Origin of the sequence: Streptomyces sp. CA-142005, assembly GCF_050942335.1 — a bacterium.
In the GTDB taxonomy this organism is placed as follows: domain Bacteria; phylum Actinomycetota; class Actinomycetes; order Streptomycetales; family Streptomycetaceae; genus Streptomyces.
The window spans coordinates 4,606,880-4,631,235 of sequence record NZ_CP192078.1 but is presented as its reverse complement, the minus strand read 5'-3'; the positions used below and the strand labels follow the sequence as shown (position 1 = coordinate 4,631,235).

The window sequence follows — 24,356 nt, the reverse complement described above, 5'->3', positions numbered from 1 at the left end:
CGGTGGTGGTCAGGTGTCAGAGCGTCAGCAGGAGCTTGCCGACGGAGCGTCTGCCCTCGAGGTCGGCATGGGCCCGCGCGGCGTCCTCCAGGGGCCGGACGGAACCGATGTGCGGCGTGAGGGCGCCGGACGCCACCAGACGCAGGACGTCGGTGGCGCGTCCGGTCAGCTCCTCGCGCGAGGCGATGTGGTGGTCGAGGTTGGGGCGGGTGACGCGCAGCGAACCGCCCTGGTTGAGCCGGCCGAGGTCGAACGGGGGCACGGGGCCGCCCGCCTGCCCGTACAGCACGAGGGTGCCGCGCGGGCGCAGGGCGGCCAGGGACCCGTCGAAGGTGGGGGCGCCGATGCCGTCGTAGACCGCGGCCACCCCTGCGCCGCCCGTCAGGGCGGACACGGCGCAGGCGACGCCGGCCGGGTCCAGGGTGTCGTAGCGGATCACCTCGTCGGCGCCGGCCGCCCGGGCCCGTTCCTCCTTCGCGGCGGAGGAGACGGTGCCGATCACCCGGCCGCCGAGCAGCTTGATCCACTGGGTGAGCAGCAGGCCCATGCCCCCGGCGGCGGCGTGCACGAGAATCGTCTCGCCGGGGCGGACGGCATGGCTGTCGTGCACCAGGTAGTGCGCCGTCATGCCGTGCAGCAGGACGGCGGCGGCCGTGTGCGGGGAGACGTCCTCGGGGATCGGTACGACGCGTTCGGCGGGGATCACGGCGAGTTCGGCGTATGCACCGGGGAGGTTGACCCAGCCGACGCGGTCGCCGATGCGCGGGCCGGTCACCGCGGGACCGGCCGCCAGGACCCGGCCCACGGCCTCCTGCCCCGGCACGTAGGGCAGCGCCACCGGATAGCGGCCGGCGCGGAAGTGCGCGTCGATGAAGTTGACGCCGGCCGCCTCGACGGCGATCAGTACCTCACCGGGGCCCGGCCGGGGGTCGGGCAGCGCGGCGGGGATCAGCACGTCGGGTCCGCCGTGCCTGAGGACCGAGATCGCGCGCATCAGGGCCGGACCTCCGTGAGCCAGTCCGGGTGCGCCCGCGACTCGCCGCGGACCAGTCGGGTGTAGGCGGCCTCCAGTCGCCGGGTGACCGGTCCGGGGGTACCGTCGCCGACCCGCAGCCCGTCCACGGTGGTGACCGGGAGGATCTCCCAGGCGGTTCCCATGAAGAAGACCTCGTCGGCGAGGTAGAGCTCGCTGCGGTCCACCTCGCGCTCGACCACGGGGACACCGAGGTCGTTCAGGAGTTCGAGCGCGGTGGCGCGGGTGATGCTCTCGAGGACGCCGCTGGTGAGCGAGGGCGTGATCACGGTGCCGCCCCGGACCAGGGCGATGCAGGCACCCGGCCCCTCGGCGACCTTGTGGCGCTCGTTGAGCAGGATCGGCCAGTCGTGGCCGTTCTCCCGCGCCTCCATCAGGGCGAGACGGCCGTTGTGGTAGTTCGAGAAGGCCTTGACCCTGGGGGGCGTGGAGGCGTCGCTGACCCGCAACCAGGAGCTGACCGCCGCCCGGCAGCCGCGCTCCTTGTTGAGCCCGCTGCGGAAGGGCCAGGTGTCGACGACCACTTCGCATTCCGTGCCCGCGGGCACCATCTGCTCGCGGATGATGCCGGTGGGGAAGGCCCAGGGACGGATGTAGGCGTCGGTGCGGTAGCCGTTGGCCCGTACGACCTCCAGCACGGCGGTCCGCAGCTCCTCGCGCCCGTACGGCAGGCTCAACCGGCAGATCCGGGCCGACTGCCGGAGCCGGTCCAGGTGCTCGTCCAGACGGAAGAGCAGCAACCGCTCACCGTCCGCGGCCAGATAGGCCTTGATGCCCTCGAAGACTGCGGCGACCGAGGCGTGGCCGACCGCGTTCACATGGATCGTGGCCTGCTCCCAGGGGACCAGTGCGCCGTTGCGCCAGATCCACTCGGGAACGTCCTGGCCCGGGCTGGCCAGAGTGTCCAGCTCGGCCCGGACGGCGGGCTGAAGGGTGGCGGTCATCGCGGCGGACGTCCTTTCATCGGGTCGGGCAAGGGGGAGCCGGGCAGGAGGAAGCGGTCGAAGGAGAAGTCGGCCAGGGAGGGCAGGACCTGGACGGCCTCGGTGAGCGCTGCCGCATCGCCGGCCGCCGAGGGCACCGCCACGCAGGCCACGCCCGCCGCCCGCGCGGCCCGTACCCCGGTCGGTGAGTCCTCGAAGGCACATACCTCCTCGGCGGGCAGGCCGGTCTGCCACAGCGCGCGCAGGTACAGGTCCGGGGCGGGCTTGTGACGCTCCACCAGGTCCCCGGTGACCAGGTCGGCGAAGAACCGCCGCACCCCGAGGCGGACCAGGTGCGGTTCCACCCAGTCGCGCGGCGAACTCGACACCACGAGGGCCGGAACGCCCCGCAGTTCCGCCTGCTCCAGCAACCGGGCCACACCGGGCCGCAGTGGTGCGGCCCGGCACAGCTCCGTCTTCTTCTGTAGCCGCCGCGTCCGGGTGCCCGGGTCGACCGGACGGCCGAGGCGCCGCCCGAGATCGGCGAGCGCGACCTCCTCACCGTCCGAGCGCCCCTGCATCCGCCGCCAGACCGCATGCGGGAAGGCGAGGCCGTACGACGCGTACAGCAGCGACCAGGAGCGGCGGGCGGCGTCCTCGGTGTCGCAGATCAGCCCGTCGAAATCCAGGAACAGCGCCTGCGGTGTCATGACGTCACCCGTTTCCGGCCGGTACCCGCACCGGGCCCAGCACCCGGCGCAGATAGTCGTTGGTGAACCGGCCCTCGGGATCCAGCTCGGCGCGCACCCGCTGGAAGGTCTCCCACTCCGGATAGCGCGGGGCGAGGACCTGTGCGGTGGCGGTGTGCGCCTTGCCCCAGTGCGGGCGGGCACCGTGCCCCCGCAGGACGTGCTCGATCGTGCGCAGCAACTCCAGATAGGGCGCCATGCGCGGCACGGTCAGGTTGAGGTATCCGACCGGGCCGGCGCCGTGGGCGGGGCTGAGCGGGGAGTCGTCCCCGGCACCGACCCGGCCGAGCACCGAGTACGGCGAGTGAAGTCCGGACCGGCGCAGGGCCGGCCGCAGTTCGCGCAGCGCGTCCGGGACGTTCTCCAGCGGCAGGCAGTGCTCCAGCGCGATGAACCGTACGGGCTGGGGGAAGGTGAAGACCCGGTGACCGGCGCCCGTGAACTCCTCCGTCGCGCCGCCGCCGAAGAGCCCGGACAGCCGGGGCACCGCGGCCGACGAGAACCGCCCGGCATGCCCCAGGACACCGCACCACAGCTCGCCGAGGGTGATGCCGTACCGCTTGCGGTCGCCGGCCCGGGTGGCGGGCTCCCGCGTACGGTGCATGGACCGGGTGCCCGCCCGGTCGCTCCACGGCTGCCAGGAGAAGGTGACGTGGTCCGCGCTGTGCGCCCAGCTGTCGAAGCGCTCCAGCAACGCGTCCAGCGGCTCGCTGCCCTCGGCGACCCGCAGGTTGAACGCGGGCACACAGCGCAGGGTGACGGTGGAGACGACCCCGAGCGCCCCGAGCCCGGTACGGGCCGCGCGCAGCAACTCCGGCTCGCAGTCGCGGTCCAGGGTGCGCGGCTTGCCGTCCGCGTCGACCAGGGTCATCGCCAGGATCTCCCCGGACAGCGGGGGGTGGGCGATGCCGGTGCCGTGGTTGCCGGTGGATATGGCGCCGGCGACGGTCTGCCCGCCGAGGGTGCCCACGTTGGGCAGCGCCAGGCCCTGCCGGTGCAGCGCCTCGGTGAGGTCGTCGAGGAGGGTGCCGGCCCGCACGGTCACGGACGGGGTGGCGTGGTCGACCGAGACGATGCCGGTGTAGCGGGTCAGGTCGGCCAGGACACCGTCGGTGGTGGCCAGCGGATTGAACGAGTGGCCGGTGCCGGCCGCCCGGAGGACGAGGTCCTCACGGGCGGCCAGCCGGACGGCATCGGCGATGCCGTCCTCGGTGGTCGGGGTGACCAGATGCCGGGGGGTACATCTGTCCAGGCCCGACCAGGTCTTCCAGGTCGGTCGTGCGCTCATCCGAGTGCGTCCTTGGTGGGTTCGGTCGGTGGGCCGGCCACCGTGGCTGCGGCTGCCGCTGTCGTCCCGGCGTCCGGAGCGCCGAGGGCATCGAGATATCTGCGCAGGGCGTCGCGCCAGTGCGGCATGTGCAGCCCGAGGTCGGCCAGCCGGCCGGTATGCAGGGAGGAGTCGACCGGACGGGCACCGAGGAAGCCGCACTCGTCGAGGGCGATCGGCTCGGGCGCGCCGGGCGGCCGCAGCAGGGCCTGGATCGCGCGCCCCACCTCGTACCAGCTCGCCGTCCCCGTGTTGGCCACGTGCAGGGTGCCGGTGACCGGCTGGTCCCGGGTGAGCAGGAAGACGATCGCCCGGGCCAGGTCCACGGTGTACGTGGGCCTGCTGTACTGGTCGTGGATGAGCCGGGCCGGCTCGCCCCGCCCCAGCCGCCGAACCGTGTCCAGGACGGTGTCCACCCGCTCGTCGGTGCCGCCGAAGAGCCAGGAGGTCCGGACGGCCAGGTGGTCCGGGACCAGCTCGCTGATCCGCTCGCCCGCCACCTTGGTCAGTCCGTAGACGTTCACCGGGTTGGGCAGGTCGTTCTCCCGGTAGCCGCCGGCGGGCGTGGCGCGCCCGTCGAAGACGTAGTCGCTGGAGATGTAGACCAGCCTGGCACCGCTTCGACGGCAGGCCTCGGCGACGTTGCGTACGCCCTCGATGTTGACGCGCAGCGCCAGCCGGGGGTCGAGTTCGCAGTCGTCGACGATGGCGTGGGCCGCGGTGTGCACGACGATGTCCGGGCGGAACCGTGCGACCGAAGCGTGCAGCGCGTCCGCGTCGGTGATGTCGAAGTCGGCGAGCGAGACCCCGTGCACCGGCCAGGCCGCGGTGACCGGGTCGGCCGCCAGGGCGGCGGTGAGGGCCCGGCCGAGCATCCCGTCGGCCCCCGTCAGATAGACCCGCCGGCTGCGCGTACCCATCACAGGTGACCGAACTCGGTGAGCAGCTCCTGCAGGGAGGCGCCCGAGTTGATCTTGTCGCGGATCAGCTTCTCCTTGCCGATCTGGAACCGGGTCTGCTCCAGCACCTGCTCGGCGTCGTCCCTGGGGACCACGGCGATGCCGTTCTCGTCGGCCACGACGATGTCACCGGGCTCGATGACCTGGCCGTCGATCACGACCGGGACGTTGAACTGCACGGGCTCGGTACGGTCGTGGACCGCGCTGGGCGAGGGCCGGGGGACCGTGCTGCGGTACCAGACGGGGAAGTCCAGGTCGCGGATCTCGTCGACGTCGCGGATGGCGCCGTCGACGATGCCCGCGGCGATCCCGGCCTTCATCGAGAGGGTGGACATCAGCCCGCCCCACATCGCCGTCCGCTTGGTCTCGTGGCAGGCGACCACGATGACGTCGCCCGGCTGGGCGCGGCTGAGCAGGGGCATGCAGTCGACCAGGTCGTCGATGGACAGCGCGACGGTGAGAGCGGGGCCGGCCACCTTCTGGTGCGGCTTGACCGGCAGCAGCCCACCGATCGCGCCCGCACGGCCGCGCGCGTCGGTCACCAGGCAGCTGGGGCTGTACTCCGCGGTGACCTCGCGGAAGGCGTCGACCAGGTGCTGCGGAGGACGGGTGACGTCGTTGTAGACGGTCTTCATCTGGTTCTCTCCTGAATCTCTCTGTCTGTCCGGCCGGTCCGTCTCTCGGTCCGGTCCGGGTCAGTGGGCGCGCAGCGTGATGTCCACGGGGGAAGCGGCCGGTTCGGTGCCGCCGCGCACCTCGGCGTGGATCGTGGCGGCGAGCTGCTCGGCGTGCAGCCCGTGGGCCCGCAGCGCCTCCTCCTCGGTGCCGCACCGGGGCACCTCGGTGAGGCCGATGCCCCGGAACCGCGGCCGGTGCGGGCCGCCGAGCTCCATGAGGCAACGGGCGACGGTGTCGGCCTGACCGCCCTTGGCGTAGTGGTTCTCCACGACCAGCAGGTGATCGGCGTCGGCGGAGAGCGAGGCCAGCCACTTCGGGTCGACCCGGTTGAGCCACGGCAGCTCGACCACGGTGAGCTCGATGCCCTCCGCCGCCAGTTCTTCCGCGGCGCGCAGCAGCTGCCCGAGGACCACCGGTCCCGAACCGACGGCCACGGTCCGGCCGCCTTCGCGCACGACACGGCCGCGCCCGGTGTGCAGCGGCTCCGCGCCCAGCGCGGTCACCTCGTCGGGGACCGCAGCGCTGACGAGGCGGAGGTAGACGCTGTAGGGGCTGTCGAGGCAGTAGCGCACCGCGGCGCGCACCTCGTCGGCGTTCGCCGGCTCCAGAACGACCAGGTCCGGTATGGCGCCGACCGCGCTGACGTCCCGTACGGCCTGGTGCGAGTGGCCCGGGGCGGCCGGCAGCAGGCCGGCGAGCGAGCCGACGTACACCACCCGGCGGCCCTCGGTCGCGTTGTTGTAGATCTGCTCGTTGGGCCGGGCGTGCAGGAAGCAGGAGAACGAGTGGACGAAGGGCAGCAGGCCGCGTGAGGCGAGGCCGCCCGCCGCCGAGACCATGTCCTGCTCGGCGATGCCGAACTCGACGAAGCGCTCGGGGAAGTGCCGTGAGAACGGGATCAGTCCGGTGTCCAGCACCAGGTCCGCGTCGAGGGCGACGATGTCCTCCCGCTCGGCGGCGTGTGCCACCAGCGCCTCGCCGTAGACCTCGAACAGGCGGGGCCCGCCGGGTGCGGGCTCGGTCCTCGGCTCCTCCGGGACCAGGCGTACCGGGCCGAGCCCGGCCGCGGTGAGCAGGGCGTCGGCCGCAGCGGTCAGTTCGGCGTGGGCGGTCCGGTAGTGCGCCGCGGCCGGGGCACCGCTGTGGAAGAGGTAGCGCCACTCGTCCTCGCCCATCGAGGTCGCGGCGAAGGTGTCGCAGCCGGCGCCCTTGACGGTGTCGGCGATGATGACCGCCGGCCGGTCCGGGAAGGCCTCGGCCCGCTTGCGGAAGACGGCCTCCAGTTCCTGTTGGTCGTGACCGTCGACGCGCAGCGCGCCCCAGCCGAAACTCTCGAACTTCGCCACCAGGTCACCGAGGTCGTTGACGTCGCTGACATAGGTGTCGGACTGGATCTTGTTGTGGTCGACGATCACGGTCAGCTCGCCCATGCCGCGGTGTGCGGCGCCGGCCAGGGCTTCCCAGTTCTGGCCCTCCTGGAGCTCGCCGTCGCCGGTCATCACGAAGACCCGGCGGCTCGCTCCCCGCAGCCGGTCCGCGAGGATCACCCCCTTGGCCTTGGAGATGCCCATGCCGAGGGAGCCGGTGTTGAAGGGCATGTGCGGGGTGTGCACATCGGGGTGTCCGGGCAGGCCGTCGATCCGGCGCAGCTTGTGGACGTACTCCTCCGGGAGTTGGCCGACACCGATGAGCGCGGCGTACAGGCCGGGGGCGTCGTGCCCCTTGGAGGAGAAGTAGAGGTCGCCGTCGTCCTCGAAGGGCCGGTCCATCTCGTTGAGGAAGAGGTGGCTCACGACGTCGGCGGCGCTGAAGCTGGAGCCGAGATGCCCCGAGCCGGCGCGCATCACCATGTAGAGGGTGTTGATCCTGGTCAGGGCCGAGAAGGCGGCGGCCCGGTCGTACGGATTCTCCATACCGGCGAGGACGCGGTCGAACTCCGCGACCTCCACTCGGCTGAGAGGGACGTCCATGGGTTTGACTCCCGGAGTGGAAGGGCGGTCACCAGCAGACGTAGCCGCCGTCGACGATCAGTTCCTGGCCCGTGACATAGCTGCTGAGGTCGGATGCCAGGAAGAGGAGAGGTCCGGTGAGGTCCCCCGCCTCGGCCATCCGGCCCAGGGGCACGCGGGCGGTGAACTTCCGGCGGAACTCGGGGTCCTGCTCACCCAGCACGCCGCCGGGCGAGAGGGTGTTGACCCGTATGCCGTTCGGGCCCCACAGGGCGGCCAGATACCTGCTGAGGGCGGAGACGCCCGCTTTCGACATGCCGTAGGCGGGGGGTTTCAGGAACGGCGGGTCGAGGTCGATGTGCTCGTACAGCGGGGGGTACGGGGCGACGTTCCCGTACAGAGAGCCGATGTTGATGATGGTTCCCCGGCCCACGTGGGCCATCGCCGAGCCGTAGACCTGGCAGACCCGCAGCGCGCCGAGCGCGTTGACGTCGAGGGTGACCGCGGACAGCTCCTCGGGGACCTCCTCGAAGTACCAGCTCCCGCCGGCCGCCGAGGGCGGTTGGTCGATACCGGCGTTGTTGACCAGGATCGTGGGGACGCCGAACCGTTCCTGGCAGGTCCGCAGGGACTGTTCCAGAGAACGGCGGTGGGTGACGTCCGCCCACGCCCCGACGTAGGTGCCGGTGTCCTCCCGCTCGGCGACCTTCCGTACGTCGTCGGGCGGGACCTCGTTCAGGTCGAGCCCCAGGACGTCGGCGCCCGCCTCCAGCAGAGCGCAGGCCCAGATCCCGCCGAGCTTTCCGGCGACTCCGGTCACCACGGCGACCTCGCCGGTGAGATCAATAGGCAACGAAGCCCTCCCCGATCGCCACCGGGCGCTGGGCGGGGGGCTCGAAATCGGCGGGCTCGGCGAGATCCTGGAGCCGGATGTTGTCGTCGGTCTTCAGCGGCAGCAGCAGCGCGCGTCCGAGGACCAGGTCGAGCTGGTACGGCTTGAGGCCGTCGCCCGGCGACTTGCAGGCGATGTCACGCTCGGTCAGCACGTGGCCGACCGGCAGGTCGCCCGCGGCGACCAGCTTCTTGCCCATCTTGCGGACGGCCGGGGCCTCGGTGTCACTGCAGACCTTGACCGGGGAGCCGAGGGAGGCCCGGGTGCGCTCCAGGCCCGCCACCAGGTCAGTCAGCTGGCCCGGGTCGAGGGAGAACGCGTGATCGGTGCCGGGGAGCGTCCGGTCCAGGGTGAAGTGCTTCTCGATGACCCGGGCACCGAGGGCGTGGGCGACGAAGCTCAGGTCGGGGCCGAGGTCGTGACCTGAGAAGCCGATGACCACGTCGGGGAACTCGTTGCGGTACGTGTCGATGACCGAGAGGTTGAGATCGGCCGGCGCGGCGGGGTAGACGGCGGTGCACTGGAGCAGCGCCAGGTTCGGGTTGAGCGGCAGAACGGTGTCGACGGCAAGCCGCACCTCGTCCATGGAAGCGCCGCCGGTGCTGACGATGAGCGTCTTGCCGGTCTTCGCCGCGTAGCTGAGCAGCGGGGTGTTGGTGACGTCGGCCGAGGCGATCTTGATGGCCGGCATGCCCAGTTCGACCAGGAAGTCGACGCTGGGGAGGTCGAACGCGGTGGAGAAGAAGTCGATCCCCACCTCCGCGGCCACCTTGGCGAGATGGACGTACTCGGCGCGGCCGAACTCCAGTGCCTCGCGGTGCTTTCCGTATGTCGGGCCGTAGCTGTTGCGGCCCTCGTACGGCTGGTCGTACATGGCGCGGGTGAACAGCGACCTGTTGTCCCGCTTCTGGAGCTTGGCGGCGCTCGCGCCGGCCGCCGCGGCCTGCCGGAAGAGCTCCTCGGCCTGTTCGAGGCTGCCGCCGTGGTTGTGACCGATCTCGGCGATCACGTAAGGCGCCGTGTCGTCGGCGACTCGACGATTCGCTATGTGGAGTTCACGCATGAGGTTTCACACCATCCTTGAACCTGAAGACGAAGGTGGTCGTTCAGTGCAAATGCGAATGAATCGCTCCGCTCAGGACGTGCGGATGCCCCGAGCGGAGCGGTGGAGAGAAGAACAGGAAGGGTGGACGGCCCGCGGGTCAGTCCCAGGCGTGGTCGTCGGGCGACGCGGGCGTGATCAGTGCGCTGGAGTCGGCGGCGCCGGCCCGGACCGAGTCCCACTCGGGGTCTCCGTTGGTGGCCGCGGCATCGAGGGTCGCGACAGTCGCCGCGAGAATGCCGGCGCTTATGGCGGCGACAAGTGCCTTTCGAGCCTTCTTCATTTCTGCCCCCCTGATAGTTGCTCCGGCGTCCTTTGCCGGTGCTGCGACGACTCTGGCAGGCAAGGGGCTTGTTGTGTTGCGCCGGACGGTGTCCTAATCTTTTTTGGCTACAAGGGGATTCCGACAAAATCGGACAAACGGGTGGGGATTGCGTGGGAAATCGACCACTGCTGACAGGGCTCGCCGTATCCGGATACGAGTGCGCTCTCCGGAACGGAATGTTCCGGGATGCCGACATATCGAGAGACCTCGGTGTCGACGAGCGGGCCGCGGCGGAGATCAGGGAGCTCCTGCTGGAGCTGCGGCTGCTCGCACCGGGTACGGACGACGGCCCGCCGGTGCCGGTGGATCCGCTGATCGCCGAGATGGAGCTGCGCTCCCCCGTGGAGCGGTCCATCAACGAGGCGCAGGAACGTCTCGCCCACATCCACGGCGAACTGCGCGCGCTGGTGCCCCTCTACCGGGAGGGCACCCGTTCCAGCAGATGTGCCCAGCAGATCCGGGTACTGGACGATCCCGCCGACGTGAAGCGCGAGGTGAGCATGCTGATGCACACCTGCGAGCGTGAGACGGTCACCGTGCAGCCGGGCGGCGGACGCAGCTCGGAGTCGGTGCGCCGGGTGCTCACCCCCACGCTGGAGATGCTGGCCCGTGGCGTCACCATGCGGACGCTCTACCAGCACACGGCCAGGGCCAGCCTCGCCACGCGCGCCTTCGTGCGGCAGGTCGTGGCGGAAGGGGCCGAGGTGCGGACGACGGGCGAGCCGTTCGAAAGGGTTTTCTTTTTCGACGGCCGGATCGCGGTCGTCTCCCAGGAACGGCGGGGACGGCAGGCGCCGGGGGCCGCCATTGTGTCCGAACCCACTCTTGTCAATTTCATGTATCGGACGTTCGAGAATATCTGGCAGTCGGCCCAGGTATTCGATGCGGACCGCGTCGAATACCAGGAAACCGCGGAAGAGCTGCGCACGAACATTCTGCGGCTCATGGCTGCGGGGCTGAAGGATGATGTCATCGCCCGGCGTCTGGGAATGGCCACCAGAACATGCCGGCGTTACATCACGGAACTGATGGACGAGATCGACGCGAGCAGCCGCTTCCAGGCCGGACTGATCGTGGGACGGCGGGGGCTGCTCCCGGACGACGGCCCGCCCGGCCCCGCGGATGACGACCCGGAAGCCGCCTCGGAAGGCGGCTCGGACACGACGTCGGACGACAAGGAGTAGTACTCCGCTCGCAGTGCGCTCTTGCCGCCGGCCGAAGGCGCGTTCGTGAGTGTGCTCGGCGGATTCCGCGGCAGGCGGTGGGATTACGGTCCGATGCCCGGTCGGACGGAGCCGGCGACGGCGTCCGCGCTTTCCTGCGGTGGCGTATTCCCGCCGGAAAGCCCGGACGCCGTCGCCGGCTGCGCTCCCGGGCGGCCGGCCCCTACGGCGCTCCGACCACGTCGTCCCCGGCACCCGCGGGAACCGGCACCGCCGCCATCGAGTCCCCGTCGGTGTTGAGCTTCTCGATGATGGCGAGGCGCTCGGGCGTCTCCTCGGGCTTCACGTACCCGATGACGATGTACAGCACCAGGGACACCGCCAGCGGGACCGAGACCTGGTACTGGAGCGGGACTCCGCCGGAGACGTTCCAGTTGATGGGGTAGTTCACCAGCCAGAACGCCAGCAGGCCCGCCGCCCAGCTGGTGAGCGCCGCCGTCGGGCCGGAGCGCCGGAACGTCCGGAGCAGGCCCAGCATCATCGGGATCGCGATCGGGCCCATCAGACCGGCGACCCACTTGATGACGACCGTGATGATGTCCTTGAACGTGGGGGAGTTGACCTGGGTCGCCACCGCCATGGACAGGCCGAGGAAGACCAGGGTCGTCACGCGGGCCGCGACCAGGCCGGAGCGCTCGCCCCAGCCCCGGGCCCGGGAGGAGAACACCGGGGCCACGTCACGGGTGAACACCGCCGCGATCGCGTTCGCGTCCGAGGAGCACATGGCCATCGTGTGGGAGAAGAAGCCGACGATGACCAGGCCCAGCAGGCCGTGCGGCAGCAGCTGTTCGGTCATCAGGCCGTAGGAGTCGGAGCCGTCCGGCTTCTGGGCGTGGACCAGGAGCGGGGACATCCACATCGGGAAGAACAGCACCACCGGCCAGATCAGCCACAGCACGGACGACAGCCGGGCCGACCGCTCGGCCTCGTAGGCGCTGCCCGTCGCCATGTACCGCTGCGCCTGGTTGAGCATGCCGCCGTTGTACTCGAAGAGCTTGATGAACAGGAAGGCGAGGAGGAACACCGTGCCGTAGGGGCCGACCAGCGGCTTGCCGTGGCCGTGCAGCGCCGGCTGGTTCCAGGCGTCGAAGAAGCCGATGTGCTTGTCGTTCAGCTTCAGTACGACGGCCACGAACATCGAGACGCCGGCGAGCAACTGGATGACGAACTGGCCGAGTTCGGTCAGCGCGTCCGCCCACAGGCCGCCGATCGTGCAGTACACGGCCGTGATCGCACCGGTGATGAGGATGCCCTGGTTCAGGGTGACCCCGGTGAACACCGACAACAGGGTGGCGATCGCCGCCCACTTGGCGCCCACGTCCACGATCTTCAGCAGCATGCCGGACCAGGCGAGCGCCTGCTGGGTGGACAGGTTGTAGCGGTTCTTCAGGTACTCCAGCGGGGAGGCCACATGGAGCCGGGAGCGCAGTCGGTTGATGCGGGGCGCGAACAGCTTCGACCCGATGGCGATGCCGAGCGCGATGGGGAAGGACCAGGTGACGAAGGAGGTGACGCCGTAGGTGTAGGCGATGCCCGCGTACCCGGTGAACATGACCGCGCTGTAGCCCGACATGTGGTGCGAGATGCCGGACAGCCACCAGGGCATCTTGCCGCCGGCCGTGAAGAAGTCGGAAACGTTGTCCACGCGCTTGTGCGACCAGACGCCGATCGCGACCATCACACCGAAGTAGCCGATGAGTACGGCCCAGTCGAGACTGTTCATGTGCTCGATCGTGGGTGCGGTCACATGAACGCGACAAGCAACAGTAAGGTCAAGTCACAGTAAAAATGTTCGACTTGATGATTCGTGTTCATCTACATGAACATCCCGGATGAGGCCCGAGTTGCCTCAACGCATCAACTCCCCCGCGTTGACCAGCAGCGACTGCCCGGTGATGGCCCGCGCCCGGTCCGATGACAGGAACACCGCCGCGTCCGCCACGTCCGCGTCCGTCGCGAGGTCCGGCAGCGCCATCCGCTCCGTCAGCCGGGCCCGTACCTCCGCCTCCGGCACCCCTTCCGTCCGCGCGGTGAACGCGACGTACGCCTGCACCGGCGGGCCCCACATCCAGCCCGGCAGCACGGTGTTGACCCGGATCCGGTACGCCCCGAGCTCCCGCGCCAGCGAGTACATCGCGCTGGTCAGCGCACCCTTGGAAGCGGCGTAGGCCGCCTGCTTCACCTGCGAGGGCGCGGCGACGGCCGACTGCGTCCCGATGAAGACCACGGAACCGCCGCCGCCCGCCTTCAGCGCCGGCAGACAGGCCCGCGTCATCCGCAGGGTGCCCAGCAGGTTCACGTCGACGACCGACCGCCAGGTCGCGAAGTCCGCGTCCTCCAGCCCGCCGAAGTACGAGTCCCAGGCCGCGACATGGACCACCGCGTCGATGCCGCCGAACCGCTCCCGCGCCAGCTCCGCCAGCGCCGCGCACTGGTCCTCGTCGGCGATGTCGGTCGCCCGGTACGCCGTACGCGTGCCGTCCGGATCGATCTCCGCCGCACTCTTGGCGAGGTTCGCCTCGGTGCGCGCCCCGAGCACCGCGTTCCCGCCGTCCCGTACGACGGCCGCGGCGACCTGGTGCCCGAGCCCGGCGCCCACTCCCGATACGACCACTGTCCTGCCTGCGAGCAGGGACATCGGTGCCTCCCGCGGTATGGCTTTATCTGACGGAGCGTCAGAGTATGGGCCGCGGCAGGAAAGGGGAACCGTATGAGCGACGAGACCCGCAGCGAGCTGTACGCCGAGCTCGCCGCCGTAGGACCGTACGGCGTCCGGCCCGGCCACGCCCTGATCACCATGGTCGAGCCGCACCCCGGCCACGAGTACGCCTACAACCGCTGGTACGAGGACGACCACTACTACGCCGGCGCGATGGCCATGCCCTGGATGTACGCGGGCCGGCGCTGGGTCGCGACCCGGGATCTGCAGCTCCTGCGGTATCCCGGGAAGTCGGCCGTCGCCCGGCCCGTCACGGCCGGCTGCTACCTCTCCACCTACTGGATCACCGAGGGCCGCTACGACGACCACATGAAGTGGACCGTCGCCATCAACAAGCGCCTGGGCCGCGACGCCCGCGTCTACCACGACCGCACCCACGTCTTCACGGCCTTCCAGGACCACGAGACGACGGTCTACCGCGACGGCGCGGCCGGTCCGCGTGACGTCCACGCCCTCGACCACCCCTACGCGGGGCTGGTGCTGGAGGTGATCGACAGCGAGTCGCCGCAGCGGCGGTCCCAACTGGTGGAGTGGCTGCGCACCCGGCACCTGCCCCGCCGCCTCGCCGGCTCCCCGGCGGCCATGGTCACGGTCTTCCGGCCGACCCCCCTGCCGGGCGACCGCATGACCTACGTCAAGCAGGTCGAGGGCGTGGACACCCGATTGACGCTCCTGTGGTTCCTGGAGGCGGATCCGAGGGAGTGCTGGGAGGACGGCTTCACCGGGCTGGACACGGATGTCTCCGGCTCGGGGCTGGGGCGGGTGGAGCTGGTGGCGCCGTTCATCCCGACGGTGCCGGGGACGGACGCCTACGTGTCCGAGCTGCGCGGCTCTACTTGAGCTCGTCCGGGCAGGGGGTGCCGCGCGGCAGCTGGTACGGCGCGGCCAGCCGGTACGTGCCGGCCCGCGGAGCGATCAGCATCGTCCACTTGTCGCCGTTCGCGTCCTCCGGCGTCTCCGTCAGGCACCCGTTGACGTTCCGGTACTGCTTCGGCGGACCGGAGGAGACCATCTGCGGCGGCTTCAGGCTCTTGCCGTCCTCGTCGACGATGCTCAGCCACGGCGAGTAGGGGATCCTGATCAGGATCCGCCCGGCCTTGCGCACCTGAAGCGTCATCTCACCCTGCTCGGCGCGGTCCACCACCGCGTCGGGCTCGGCGAGCGGCGTCGGATCGGTCACCCGGAACAACTGCCAGTTGGCGTCGCCCCAGACCTGCCTGAGATACGGCATCCCGCGCCGCAGCAGTTGCCGCTCGCGCTCGCCGCCGTCGCCGTCCGGGTTGTCCTTCGGCAGGACGACGAAGTGGACGGCCCAGCGCTGCAGCCACTCGTGGTAGTTCGCCGAGTTGAGGGTGTCGTCGTAGAAGAGCGGGTTGCGCTCCATGTCGGCCTGCCGGTTCCAGCCGCGCGCCAGGTTGACGTACGGCGCGAGGGCGGACGCCTCCCGGTGCGAGCGGGCCGGGACCACCTCGACGCGGCCCTTCTCGGCACCGGCCTTCTGCAGCTGGTGCACGAGCGGGGCGAGTTCCCGGGCCCAGGACGCGGCCGGGGTCGTGTGGACGATGTCGTCCACCGACTTGAAGCCGATCCAGCCGGCGAAGCCCAGGAGCGCCAGCACGGTCACGTACCACTTGCGGGACCTCGGCACCGTGAACGGCAGCGCGGCCACCAGCACCGCACCCGTGAACAGCATCGGCAGCCGGGAGATGTTCGACCCGATCTGCGAGTTGATCAGCCACACCAGGACCACGCCGACGCTGTACACGGCGGCCGTCAGCCGGACCGTCACCCACTGCCTGGGGGCGAGGAACAGGCACAGCAGGCCGTACAGCAGGGGCAGGACCACCGAGCCGATCGTCATCGGCTGCGTGCCGGAGAACGGGAAGAGGAAGTACGAGGCGGCGACCACCACCGTCGGGGCGAGCCCCAGCGCCCAGGCGCCGGGCCGCCGCTTCTGCAGGAACAGCGCGACCGCGACGAGTCCGACGAACAGGCCCGAGACGGGCGAGGCCATCGTGGAGAGCCCGGCCAGCGGGGCGGCCACCGCCGCCTTCGCCCAGCGTTTGTACCGCCACCGGTACGGCCAGCAGAAGACGGCCGCGACCGCGCCGAGCGCGAACATCGTGCCGAGCCCGAAGGTCACCCGGCCCGAGATCGCGTTGCACAGCAGCGCGACCACCCCGGCGAGCGACGCCCACAGCGGGTTCTTCACCGCCCGGCTGCGGATCAGGACCAGCGTCAGCAGGCCCGCCGACACGGTCCCGGCGATCATCATCGTCGTACGGACACCGAGGACGGCCATCAGATACGGCGACACCACGCTGTACGACACCGGGTGCATGCCGCCGTACCAGGCCAGGTTGTACGCCGAGTCCGGGTGCCGGCCGACGAACTCCGCCCAGGCGTCCTGCGCCGCCAGATCGCCACCGCTGTTCGCGAACGTGAAGAACCAGACGATGTGCAGGAGGCCCGCGAGGGTCGTTATGGACAGCACCGGGTGCGTGAGCAGCCGCTGCCGCAGGGGTTCGGCGGCGGTGAGGAGACGTGCGAGCCGGTTCGGGGGTGCGGCGGGCCCGTCCGGGCGACCGCCGGGGCGGTCGGGACGATCACTGTCGGTAGGGTCGGCCGGGTGCTCGGTGCGACCCTCCGGGTCAGCCGTGGACACGCGTATTCGCGGGCCGGATCCCGGGCCCGGATCGGCGTCGTCGGCGCGTGTCGGCTCCGCTGTGGCCACCTGAAGGCACTCCCCGTGTCCCGTCTTCTGTTCTCGGCCGTGTTCCACGCTGTTCCCGGCCGCTTCCCGTCCAGTTCGCGGCCGTGTCCCGTGACCGGCGACCTGCCCCGATTCGCGACGCTAGCACGCACCCCGCCGCGAGGCCCCCGGGTGGGCGCCGTCGGCGGGGTGCGCGGGCGGGCGGAACGGTGGTGCGAGCGGGCCCGTACGGCTGCCGGAGGTCAGCCCAGACGGGTCAGCTTGGCGCCGAAGCCGGGCTCCGCCAGATCCTTCTGCAGGGCCACCGGCACCTTGACGGCACCGGCCGAACCGTCACCCACGGTGAGCGAGCCGACCTCGGTGCCGGCCTTCGCGGTGTGCGGCACCTTGCCGGAGGTGAACGACAGCTTCACCTTCAGCCCCGCCCAGCCGGCCGCCGTGACGTCCTTGGTCGCCACGATCGGCGTACGGCCGCCGAGACCGTCGTCGACATACCCGACGACATCGCCCTTCTTCAGGATCGTCACCGACTTCAGGGCGCCCTGAGCGGACCGGATCAGCTTGTCGCCCGCGTCCAGGACCCCGCTGATGATCGTGTTGTCGAAGCCGCCGGCCGGCTGGCGCAGCACGGCACCGATGATCGTCCGCGTCTCGCCGCCGACCTGCTGCTTCGCCGCGAAGACGAGGTTGCCGAGGGCGGCGGGCGTGGTGCCGGTCTTGATGCCGACGACGTTGTTGTGGCCGACCAGGCGGTTGTAGTTGGAGTGGTTGACGCCCTTGTAGTCGTCGTACGACATCATCGCCGCGACCTCGCGGAAGACGGGCTGCTGCATCGCCGCGCGGGCCAGCTTCACCTGGTCCACCGCCGTGCTGACCGTGGAGGCGGTCAGGCCCGAGGGGTCGGTGTACTTGGTGTCGGTCATGCCGAGGCCCTTGGCGGCGGCGTTCATCTTCTCCGTGAACGCCTGCTCCGAACCGGAGTCCCAGCGGGCGAGCAGCCGGGCCACGTTGTTGGCGGAGGGCAGGAGGATGGCCTCCAGGGCCTCGCGCTCGGAGATCCGGTCACCGGCCGTGACGCGGACGGTGGACTCCTGGCCCGCGTCCGACTGGTCCTCGGCGGCCTTGTCGATCTTGATCTTCGGGCCGTCCTGACCGCTCTTGAGCGGGTGGTCGCGCAGGATGAGGTACGCCGTCATCACCTTCGCGACGCTCGCGATCGGTACGGGCTTCTGGTCGCCGGAGTTGCCGAACGTGCCGATGCCCTGGACGTCGAGCGCGGCCTCACCGGTGGCCGGCCACGGGATGTCGGCCTTGCCGCCGTCGAAGGTGTAGGTGTCCTTCGCGGTGAGGTCGAGGGTGGGGTCGGGGAGCGGGCGAAGGGTCTGTACGACCGCGAAGACGATCGCCAGGAGCAGGACCAGGGGGGTCCAGATCTTGACCCGGCGCACGATCGTGCGGACCGCGGTCTCCGGGGGCGGGGGCGTGTTCGTCAGCTCCGCCAGGAGGTCCAGCGGGGGCTTCGGGGGGAGGGGCTGCTGGGTGGTGCGCTCGGGGCCGACCTGGGGGACGGGGGTGGTGGCGTCCGGCTTGGCAGCTGGCTTGGCGGCCGGCGCCATGTCGTTCTTGAGCGCGACGAACTTGCTGGTGCGCTCGGAGTCGGGCTCCGGGGACTTGGGCTTGCCGCCCAGCTTGAGCATGGTCGTGGGCTGGTCGACCTGCGGCTTGGGGGTGACGGCCTTGAAGACGGCGGTGGGCTGGTCGACGGCGTCCGCCTCCGGCGCGGGGGCGGGTGCGTCGCTCGTCTCGGCGTCCGCCTCCGGTGTGGGGGCGGGTGCGTCGCTCGTCTCGGCGTCCGCCTCCGGTGTGGGGGCGGGTGCGTCGCTCGTCTCGGCGTCCGCCTCCGGTGTGGGGGCGGGTGCGTCGCTCGTCTCGGCGTCCGCCTCCGGTGTGGGGGCGGGTGCGTCACTCGCCTCGGCTTCGCCTTCGGCGTCCGTGTCGTTCCCACCCGCACCACCCGTGCGGGTCTCGTCGTCGGCTGCGGGTGGCCCCTGTGGGGCGTCCTCGTCGTCGGCGTCCTCGGGTCCGTCCTCGGCCTCCGGCGCCTCGGCTTCGCCTTCGGCCTTTGCCTTCGCATCGCCGTCCGCATCGGCCTCCGCGTCACCGTCAGCCTCAGCGTCGGCCCCGGCGTCACCGTCAGCCTCAGCGTCAGCGTCGGCCTCGGCGTCAGCGTCGGCCTCCGTGTCCGTCCTGCTCTCTGCCTCCGTGTCGGAGGCAGCGTCAGCGTCCGGTTCCGTAGGCGTGTTCGGCCTCGCGTCGGCGTCCGTGGCCTCGGTCTCCTCGGCCTCCGGCCCATCCGCGGGTGCCGGCTCGTCAGTTGCGGGGGCGGCGCCGCGGACCCAGGCCGAGACCGCCTCGCGGAGGGCGGTGTCCTCCGGTGAGGCTTCCGTGGCGCGGGGCTTCGCGTCGCGGACCGACAGGATCTTCGTCGCGGTGTCCACACCGCCGGGCACGGAATCCTTTTCCCGCGAGACGGCGAGGCGCGGATCGCGTGCCTCGGGAACCGGACCCTCGCTCCCCGACGTCCGTTCTGCCGACGACTCGCGCTGCTTCGACCTGTCGGGGGACTCGCCCGCCACCGATGCCTCCTCATGCGCCGCACGCCCACGCGCGCGCCCTGTCCGAACCATGTACCAGTGTCCTGTGTGAGGGCTTGGCCCCTGCAGTAGACGAGAACGACATACCTACCGGTTCCCTCACGAACCGGTCACGCACCCTCGACAGACCAATGTGAGAGGGGTCACCCTGTCATTCATCCACGCGGGGAGGCATGGATGGGCAGGAGCCGCAGAACACTTCCGGAGGAGCTTCTGTTGCTGGCACTGGACCCGACCACGGGTACCACTGCACAGCCGCAGTCGCTCGACCTCGGTCTGGCCGGAGCACAGCTAGTGGAGCTGGCGCTGGCCGGACGGATAGCCCCAGACGGGGATCGTATCGCCGTGGTGGTGCCACGGCCGACAGGAGATCCGACTCTGGACTGCGCGTTGGAGTTGCTGCGAAGGCGTGGCGCTCCCGTGCGTGCCGTCCATTGGATCGGCGGGCCCCGGCTGGGGCTCCGTCAGACGTATCTCTCGCATCTGGAGCGGTGCGGCATGGTGCACGCCGTGGCCGGCCAGATGTGCGGGGTGCTGCCGACGACTCGCTATCAGGCGACGGACAACGAGATCAGCCGGGAGATCAGGGCCCGGCTGGACTCCGCGATCCGCACCGGCGTACCGCCGGATCCGCGGACCGCGGCGCTCGCCGCCCTGGCGCACGCCGTCGGACTCGGCAAGCACCTGTATCCGGGGAACGAGGGACGCTCGTCCCGCTCCCGGCTGCGGGACCTGATCCGGCACGACCCCATGGGCGGTCTTGTGGCGCATGCCGTGATGGACGTGCAGAACGGGGCTGCCGCGCAGCCCCGCCGGGCAACGGCCGCCACCGGGCGGCAGGGCGCGGCCGGCGCCAGGTCCGCGGCGGAACCCGCTCGGGGGGTTCCGATGCAGCCGCACCGCGGATCCATGGCACGCGCCGTGGCCCACTGAGCCGTAACCCCGGTTCCGAGCCGTAACGCCGGCTCGCCCAGACCGGTTCGGGAGCCGCTGGTCGGAGCGGGGCGGTGAGGTCCTTCCCCGGGATCTCACCGTCCCGCTCGACTGCGTCCGGGCACACCCTCGGGTGGCGAGACGTGGCGAACTGACGCGTACGCGCCGCATATCCACCGTTTCCCAGCGGTAGAAAGCACCTTGGTGGCAGTCTGCTCAGCAGCAGATACGGAAAGTGTTAAACAAACAGGCAGGCAGCCGGAGGTGCACGTCCCGTGGCGTCCAATGTCAATCCCACCGTCAGGCGGCGCCGGCTGGGCCAGGAGCTGCGCAGGCTCCGGGAGCTCAAAGGCATGACGGCCGAGGAAGTGGCCGAGCGTCTGCTCGTGTCGCAGTCGAAGATCAGCCGGCTGGAGAACGGCCGGAGGAGCATCAGCCAGCGCGATGTGCGTGACCTGTGCGGGGTGTACGAGGTCGAGGACCAGCGGATCGTCGACTCCTTGATGGAGATGGCCCGCGACTCCCGCCAGCAGGGCTGGTGGCACACCTTCGGCGACATCCCGTACAGCGTGTACATCGGTCTGGAGACCGACGCCGAGTCGCTGCGGGTGTACGAACCCCAGCTGGTGACTGGTCTGTTGCAGACCCGCGCCTACGCGGAGGCCCTGGTGCAGGGCGCGCTGCCGGAGACGTCGACCGCCGAGATCGAGAAGCGTGTGCAGGTGCGCATGCGCCGACAGGAACGTATCACCGCCGAGGCCAACCCGCTCCGGCTGTGGGTCGTGCTCGACGAGGCGGCGCTGAAGCGCGTCGTGGGCAGCAGGCTGGTGATGCGGGAGCAGCTGGACCATCTGATCGAGATGTCCCAGCTGCCGCACGTCACCGTGCAGGTGCTGCCGTTCGAGGTGGGCGCGCATCCGGGGCTCAACGGCCAGTACGCGATCCTGGAGTTCGCCGACGCGGCCGACTCCAGTGTGGTGTACCTGGAGGGCGTCACCAGCGACCTGTACCTGGAGAAGGCCCAGGACGTGCAGAAGTACGCCGTCATGTACGAGCATCTGCGGGCACAGTCGCTCAATGTGGAGCAATCCCGGCAGTTCATTGCAAAGGTGGCCAAGCAGTACGCGGAATGAACTGCTGTCACACAGGGCGCCGGATCGTACACCGTCGGTCCGCTCCAGTGGAAGGCTCCTCTGGAATATGCCATCCGGTTGAGTGAACGACTACTCCCGCGGGGGCAGTTGCCCGGTAGCGTCGATCACGCCAATCAGTCGACAAGGTTGGCGTGAACCGCACTATCGCAACTCGCAACAGGAGTGGACATGGCACTGATTCAGGGCGCTTCGGAGACGTGGATGAAGTCCTCCTATTCCGCGGGCAACGGCGCCTGCGTCGAGGTCAAGTCGCCCACCGACGCCGAACTCGCCGTCCGTGACTCCAAGGTCCCCGAGGGCCCGATCCTCGCCTTCCCGGCCAACGCGTGGAACGCCTTCGTGACCTCGGTCAAGGCCTAGGGGGCCCTCCCTGACCTTCGTCAGTAAAGACCCCCCGAGAAAGACAACTTCACAAGCACCACCGGAAGAGCCCTCTCGACCAGTCGCCGTCCTTGCCGAGAGGGCACCTTCTGTCCGGGACGCGGTCAGGTCGTCCGCGTGGCCGGCCTCACCGGGAACGCCACGTCGCACACCGGGTCCTCGGGGCCCGACGCGTCCCAGTCCGCCCAGTAGATCTCACGGCACGGACCGGCCATCTCCAGCCCCTGGCCCGCCATCCACTGCTCCACGGCCTCGAAGGCGGCCAGGATCTGCGGATGCGCCACCTGCGCCTTGGTGATCCGCGTGTAGGCCAGCCGGGCCGCCGGCTCCACCCGTACCGCCGTCTCCCAGGCCCGCCCCCGCCCGGCGGCCCACGCCCGGGCCGCCGCCTCGTCGGCCACCGGCACACAGGACTCCGCCGGGCCGTCGCTCTCCATCGACACCTCGGAGTGGTAGACCACGAACGGCGCGCCCGTCATGCCCCCGCACTCCCGCGCCGCCGCCTCCAGCCGGCCCAGCGACGCGCCGATCCACGTCGGCAGCTCGTCCGCCAGCGTGTGCCGCGACTCGGTGATCACCACCTGCGCCGGCACGTCCACGGTCTCGATCACGAACTTCTCGTACATCTCGGTGCTCCTCCCGGACAGCCGTCCACGGAGGTACTCGGCGAGCGTCCGCTGCCCGGCGACCCGGGCCTCCACGTCCGCCCAGTAGGCGGCGAGCCGGTCGGCGGCCTCGGGGCCCTCGGCGCCGAGCACCTCGGCGATCCGGGCCAGCGGCATGTCCAGCTGCCGCAGCAGGGCCACGAGACGGGCGCGTTCGGCCTGCTCGGCGCGGTAGTGGCGGTAGCCGGTCGTCTCGTCGACGTGCGCGGGCGTCAGCAGGCCGAGGCGGTCGTACAGGCGCAGCGCCTTGGCCGACAGCCGGGCCCGCGCGGCGAACGCGCCGATGGTGAGCAGGTCGTCGGTGAGCCGGTCGTCGTCCACCGTGTCATCCTCCGTCACCGGGCGGATCCGCCGCCCGGTGACAGGGACGCTCGGCCCTGCCCCAGGGGCAAGGTCAAGCCGTGCTCAGCCGAGCTGGGCCTCGATGGCGGTCACGATCGCGTCCGACTCCGGCTCGGTCTGCGGCGAGAACCGGGCGACGACCGTGCCGTCCCGCCCGATCAGGAACTTCTCGAAGTTCCAGCGGATGTCGCCGCTGTGCCCCTCGGCGTCGGCGACGTCCACCAGACGCTCGTACAGCGGGTGCCGGCCCTCGCCGTTCACCTCGACCTTCTCGGTGAGCGGGAAGGTCACGCCGTACGTCGCCGAGCAGAACTCCGCGATCTCCTCGGCGCTGCCGGGCTCCTGGCCGAGGAACTGGTTGCAGGGCACGCCGAGCACGGTGAAGCCGCGGTCGGCGTAGCGCTCCTGGAGCTTCTCCAGGCCCGTGTACTGGGGGGTGAGGCCGCACTTGGAGGCCACGTTGACGATGAGGACGGCCTTCCCGGCGTACTGGGGGAGGTCCGCGGGGCCGCCGGTGAGGGCGTCGATGTCGACATTCAGCACGTTGGTCATGTGGTGAGCCTAGACGCCCGAGGAGTCGCCATGGCGGGCCGCCGGTCGTCCGCGGCCCCGCTCCCCTCGGGGCGCCTCCACCAGGAGGTCCCCGACCGGTGTCCGCGCGTACAGCACCGACCGCCCGGCTCTTCCCCGCTCCACCAGCCCCGCCTCCCTGAGCACCTTCAGATGGCGCCCCACCGAGCCCAGCCCCTGCCCCGTCACCGCCGTCAGCTGGGTGGTGCTCATGGGCGAGGCGAGCAGGAGGAGGACCTCGGCCCGGGCGGTGCCGAGGAGCGCGCCCAGAGCGGACGGGACGGGTCTGACGCCGGTGTCGGCGAGGGCACCGGCGCAGGGGTAGACCGCCGCGTAGCGCACCCCGTCGTCCCAGGCCACCCAGCCCACCCGCTGCACGGTCACCGGCACGAAGATCAGCTCGGCCCCGGAGATCTCGCGGGGCGGGTACTCGTGCAGGTTGATCTGGAGCCGGTTCTCGCCGAGCCAGCGGGTGCGTCCGGGCCGCAGCGCGTCCAGCACGCTCACCCAGCCGCCCCGGCTCACCTGCGCGGTCCGCGCGACCACGTCCGCCTCCAGCACCCGCCTGCGCCGCTCCCAGGACGGCCGTACGGTCGCCTCCCACACCCACTCCAGCAGGACGGCCGCCCGCTCCGGCAGGTCGTCCCGGTCCAGCCCGGCGGGAAGCGGCCCGGCGAGCGCGGTGCGCAGATGGGCGCGGGCCGCGTCCGGCGCCGTCGAGCGGACCCGGGCGACCTCGTCCGCGAACGCCTCCCCGCCGCGGGGCGCCGGGGTGAGGAAGTCGGCGATCCAGTCCCGCCCCAGCCCGGCCCGTACCAGCCGTGCCGTCACCGGGTCCGCCGCCAGCCGGGCGCGGTAGGCGGGCAGATGGGCGCGCAGCCACTCCTGCTCACCGGGATGCGCGGCGTCCGTCACGTGCAGCAGCTTCAGGCAGGCGAAGGTCTCGGCGAGCGGCGAGACGACGAACCGGCTGCGGGCGAGCGTGTCCGCGTTGAGCTGCCACCAGCCCACTTCGGCACCCCCCCCAACGGCCGTACGACCTTTCGCGCTGCGGCGAAACAATAA

The 24,356-nt window shown here is 70.9% G+C and carries 22 protein-coding genes; 5 read left to right on the top strand and 17 right to left on the bottom strand.

The genetic code is table 11. The annotated features are described in order from the left end of the window. Positions 1-16 precede the first annotated feature (16 nt). The 10 genes from ACQPXS_RS21695 to ACQPXS_RS21650 form a co-directional block, all read right to left on the bottom strand. The gene (locus ACQPXS_RS21695) at positions 17-994 is read right to left on the bottom strand and encodes a quinone oxidoreductase family protein (RefSeq protein WP_433450974.1); all 978 of its coding nucleotides are present in this window, start codon (positions 992-994) and stop codon (positions 17-19) included. After that, a complete protein-coding gene (locus ACQPXS_RS21690; protein ID WP_433450973.1) occupies positions 994-1,977 on the bottom strand; it encodes a branched-chain amino acid transaminase in 984 nt (327 codons plus the stop codon). The genes ACQPXS_RS21695 and ACQPXS_RS21690 overlap by 1 nt, the downstream gene beginning before the upstream one ends. After that, a complete protein-coding gene (locus ACQPXS_RS21685) occupies positions 1,974-2,666 on the bottom strand; it encodes an HAD family hydrolase (RefSeq protein ID WP_433450972.1) in 693 nt (230 codons plus the stop codon). The genes ACQPXS_RS21690 and ACQPXS_RS21685 overlap by 4 nt, the downstream gene beginning before the upstream one ends. Before the next feature lie 4 nt (positions 2,667-2,670). Beyond that, positions 2,671-3,993, bottom strand: coding sequence for a D-arabinono-1,4-lactone oxidase (locus tag ACQPXS_RS21680; protein ID WP_433450971.1), 1,323 nt, complete (start codon positions 3,991-3,993; stop codon positions 2,671-2,673). Next, the gene (gene rfbD / locus ACQPXS_RS21675; RefSeq protein WP_433450970.1) at positions 3,990-4,952 is read right to left on the bottom strand and encodes a dTDP-4-dehydrorhamnose reductase; all 963 of its coding nucleotides are present in this window, start codon (positions 4,950-4,952) and stop codon (positions 3,990-3,992) included. Before rfbD ends, ACQPXS_RS21680 begins: the two co-directional genes overlap by 4 nt. After that, the gene (locus ACQPXS_RS21670) at positions 4,952-5,626 is read right to left on the bottom strand and encodes an RraA family protein (protein ID WP_433450969.1); all 675 of its coding nucleotides are present in this window, start codon (positions 5,624-5,626) and stop codon (positions 4,952-4,954) included. The genes rfbD and ACQPXS_RS21670 overlap by 1 nt, the downstream gene beginning before the upstream one ends. Positions 5,627-5,686: 60 nt before the next feature. After that, entirely contained in the window at positions 5,687-7,639 is a 1,953-nt protein-coding gene (locus tag ACQPXS_RS21665; protein WP_433450968.1) for a transketolase C-terminal domain-containing protein, read from the bottom strand. A gap of 28 nt (positions 7,640-7,667) precedes the next feature. Further along, positions 7,668-8,471 carry an SDR family oxidoreductase gene (locus ACQPXS_RS21660; RefSeq protein WP_433450967.1) on the bottom strand — a complete coding sequence of 268 codons (804 nt, stop codon included), beginning with the start codon at positions 8,469-8,471 and terminating at the stop codon, positions 7,668-7,670. Beyond that, entirely contained in the window at positions 8,461-9,573 is a 1,113-nt protein-coding gene (locus ACQPXS_RS21655; RefSeq protein WP_433450966.1) for an N-acetylneuraminate synthase family protein, read from the bottom strand. The genes ACQPXS_RS21660 and ACQPXS_RS21655 overlap by 11 nt, the downstream gene beginning before the upstream one ends. A 139-nt stretch (positions 9,574-9,712) precedes the next feature. Then, positions 9,713-9,895 carry a hypothetical protein gene (locus ACQPXS_RS21650; protein WP_433450965.1) on the bottom strand — a complete coding sequence of 61 codons (183 nt, stop codon included), beginning with the start codon at positions 9,893-9,895 and terminating at the stop codon, positions 9,713-9,715. Positions 9,896-10,239: 344 nt separating this feature from the next. On the opposite strand from ACQPXS_RS21650, the gene ACQPXS_RS21645 reads away from it, so the two are divergent. Next, on the top strand, positions 10,240-11,121 hold the full coding sequence (locus ACQPXS_RS21645) for a LuxR C-terminal-related transcriptional regulator (protein WP_433450964.1): 882 nt from the start codon (positions 10,240-10,242) through the stop codon (positions 11,119-11,121). 202 nt (positions 11,122-11,323) lie between these two features. On the opposite strand, the gene ACQPXS_RS21640 is transcribed toward ACQPXS_RS21645, so the two are convergent. Together ACQPXS_RS21640 and ACQPXS_RS21635 are read right to left on the bottom strand one after the other, a co-directional pair. Next, a complete protein-coding gene (locus ACQPXS_RS21640; RefSeq protein WP_433450963.1) occupies positions 11,324-12,883 on the bottom strand; it encodes a sodium:solute symporter family protein in 1,560 nt (519 codons plus the stop codon). A 126-nt stretch (positions 12,884-13,009) separates the two neighbouring features. Next, the gene (locus tag ACQPXS_RS21635) at positions 13,010-13,798 is read right to left on the bottom strand and encodes an SDR family oxidoreductase (protein WP_433450962.1); all 789 of its coding nucleotides are present in this window, start codon (positions 13,796-13,798) and stop codon (positions 13,010-13,012) included. Between the two features lie 72 nt (positions 13,799-13,870). Between ACQPXS_RS21635 and ACQPXS_RS21630 the strand changes: the two genes are divergently transcribed. Next, positions 13,871-14,719, top strand: a complete 849-nt coding sequence (locus tag ACQPXS_RS21630) for a hypothetical protein (protein ID WP_433450961.1) — start codon at positions 13,871-13,873, stop codon at positions 14,717-14,719. Here ACQPXS_RS21630 and ACQPXS_RS21625 read toward each other — a convergent pair. Further along, positions 14,712-16,613 (bottom strand): MFS transporter, encoded by a 1,902-nt coding sequence (locus ACQPXS_RS21625; protein ID WP_433450960.1) that lies wholly within the window; start codon positions 16,611-16,613, stop codon positions 14,712-14,714. The genes ACQPXS_RS21630 and ACQPXS_RS21625 overlap by 8 nt on opposite strands. Before the next feature lie 221 nt (positions 16,614-16,834). Then, positions 16,835-19,279, bottom strand: a complete 2,445-nt coding sequence (locus tag ACQPXS_RS21620; RefSeq protein WP_433450959.1) for a D-alanyl-D-alanine carboxypeptidase — start codon at positions 19,277-19,279, stop codon at positions 16,835-16,837. Positions 19,280-19,423: 144 nt separating this feature from the next. Between ACQPXS_RS21620 and ACQPXS_RS21615 the strand changes: the two genes are divergently transcribed. From ACQPXS_RS21615 to ACQPXS_RS21605, 3 genes are all read left to right on the top strand, one after another. Beyond that, complete coding sequence (locus ACQPXS_RS21615; RefSeq protein WP_351805697.1) at positions 19,424-20,179, top strand: GOLPH3/VPS74 family protein; 756 nt, start codon at positions 19,424-19,426, stop codon at positions 20,177-20,179. Between the two features lie 275 nt (positions 20,180-20,454). Next, complete coding sequence (locus ACQPXS_RS21610; protein ID WP_351805699.1) at positions 20,455-21,312, top strand: helix-turn-helix domain-containing protein; 858 nt, start codon at positions 20,455-20,457, stop codon at positions 21,310-21,312. Positions 21,313-21,501: 189 nt separating this feature from the next. After that, positions 21,502-21,693: a DUF397 domain-containing protein gene (locus ACQPXS_RS21605; protein ID WP_351805701.1), complete on the top strand. Its 192-nt coding sequence runs from the start codon at positions 21,502-21,504 to the stop codon at positions 21,691-21,693. Between the two features lie 125 nt (positions 21,694-21,818). On the opposite strand, the gene ACQPXS_RS21600 is transcribed toward ACQPXS_RS21605, so the two are convergent. The 3 genes from ACQPXS_RS21600 to ACQPXS_RS21590 form a co-directional block, all read right to left on the bottom strand. Next, positions 21,819-22,718, bottom strand: a complete 900-nt coding sequence (locus ACQPXS_RS21600; protein ID WP_433450958.1) for a MerR family transcriptional regulator — start codon at positions 22,716-22,718, stop codon at positions 21,819-21,821. A 66-nt stretch (positions 22,719-22,784) separates the two neighbouring features. Continuing rightward, positions 22,785-23,273 carry a glutathione peroxidase gene (locus ACQPXS_RS21595; RefSeq protein WP_351805705.1) on the bottom strand — a complete coding sequence of 163 codons (489 nt, stop codon included), beginning with the start codon at positions 23,271-23,273 and terminating at the stop codon, positions 22,785-22,787. A 9-nt stretch (positions 23,274-23,282) separates the two neighbouring features. Further along, positions 23,283-24,302, bottom strand: a complete 1,020-nt coding sequence (locus tag ACQPXS_RS21590) for a helix-turn-helix domain-containing protein (RefSeq protein ID WP_433450957.1) — start codon at positions 24,300-24,302, stop codon at positions 23,283-23,285. Positions 24,303-24,356 lie beyond the last annotated feature (54 nt).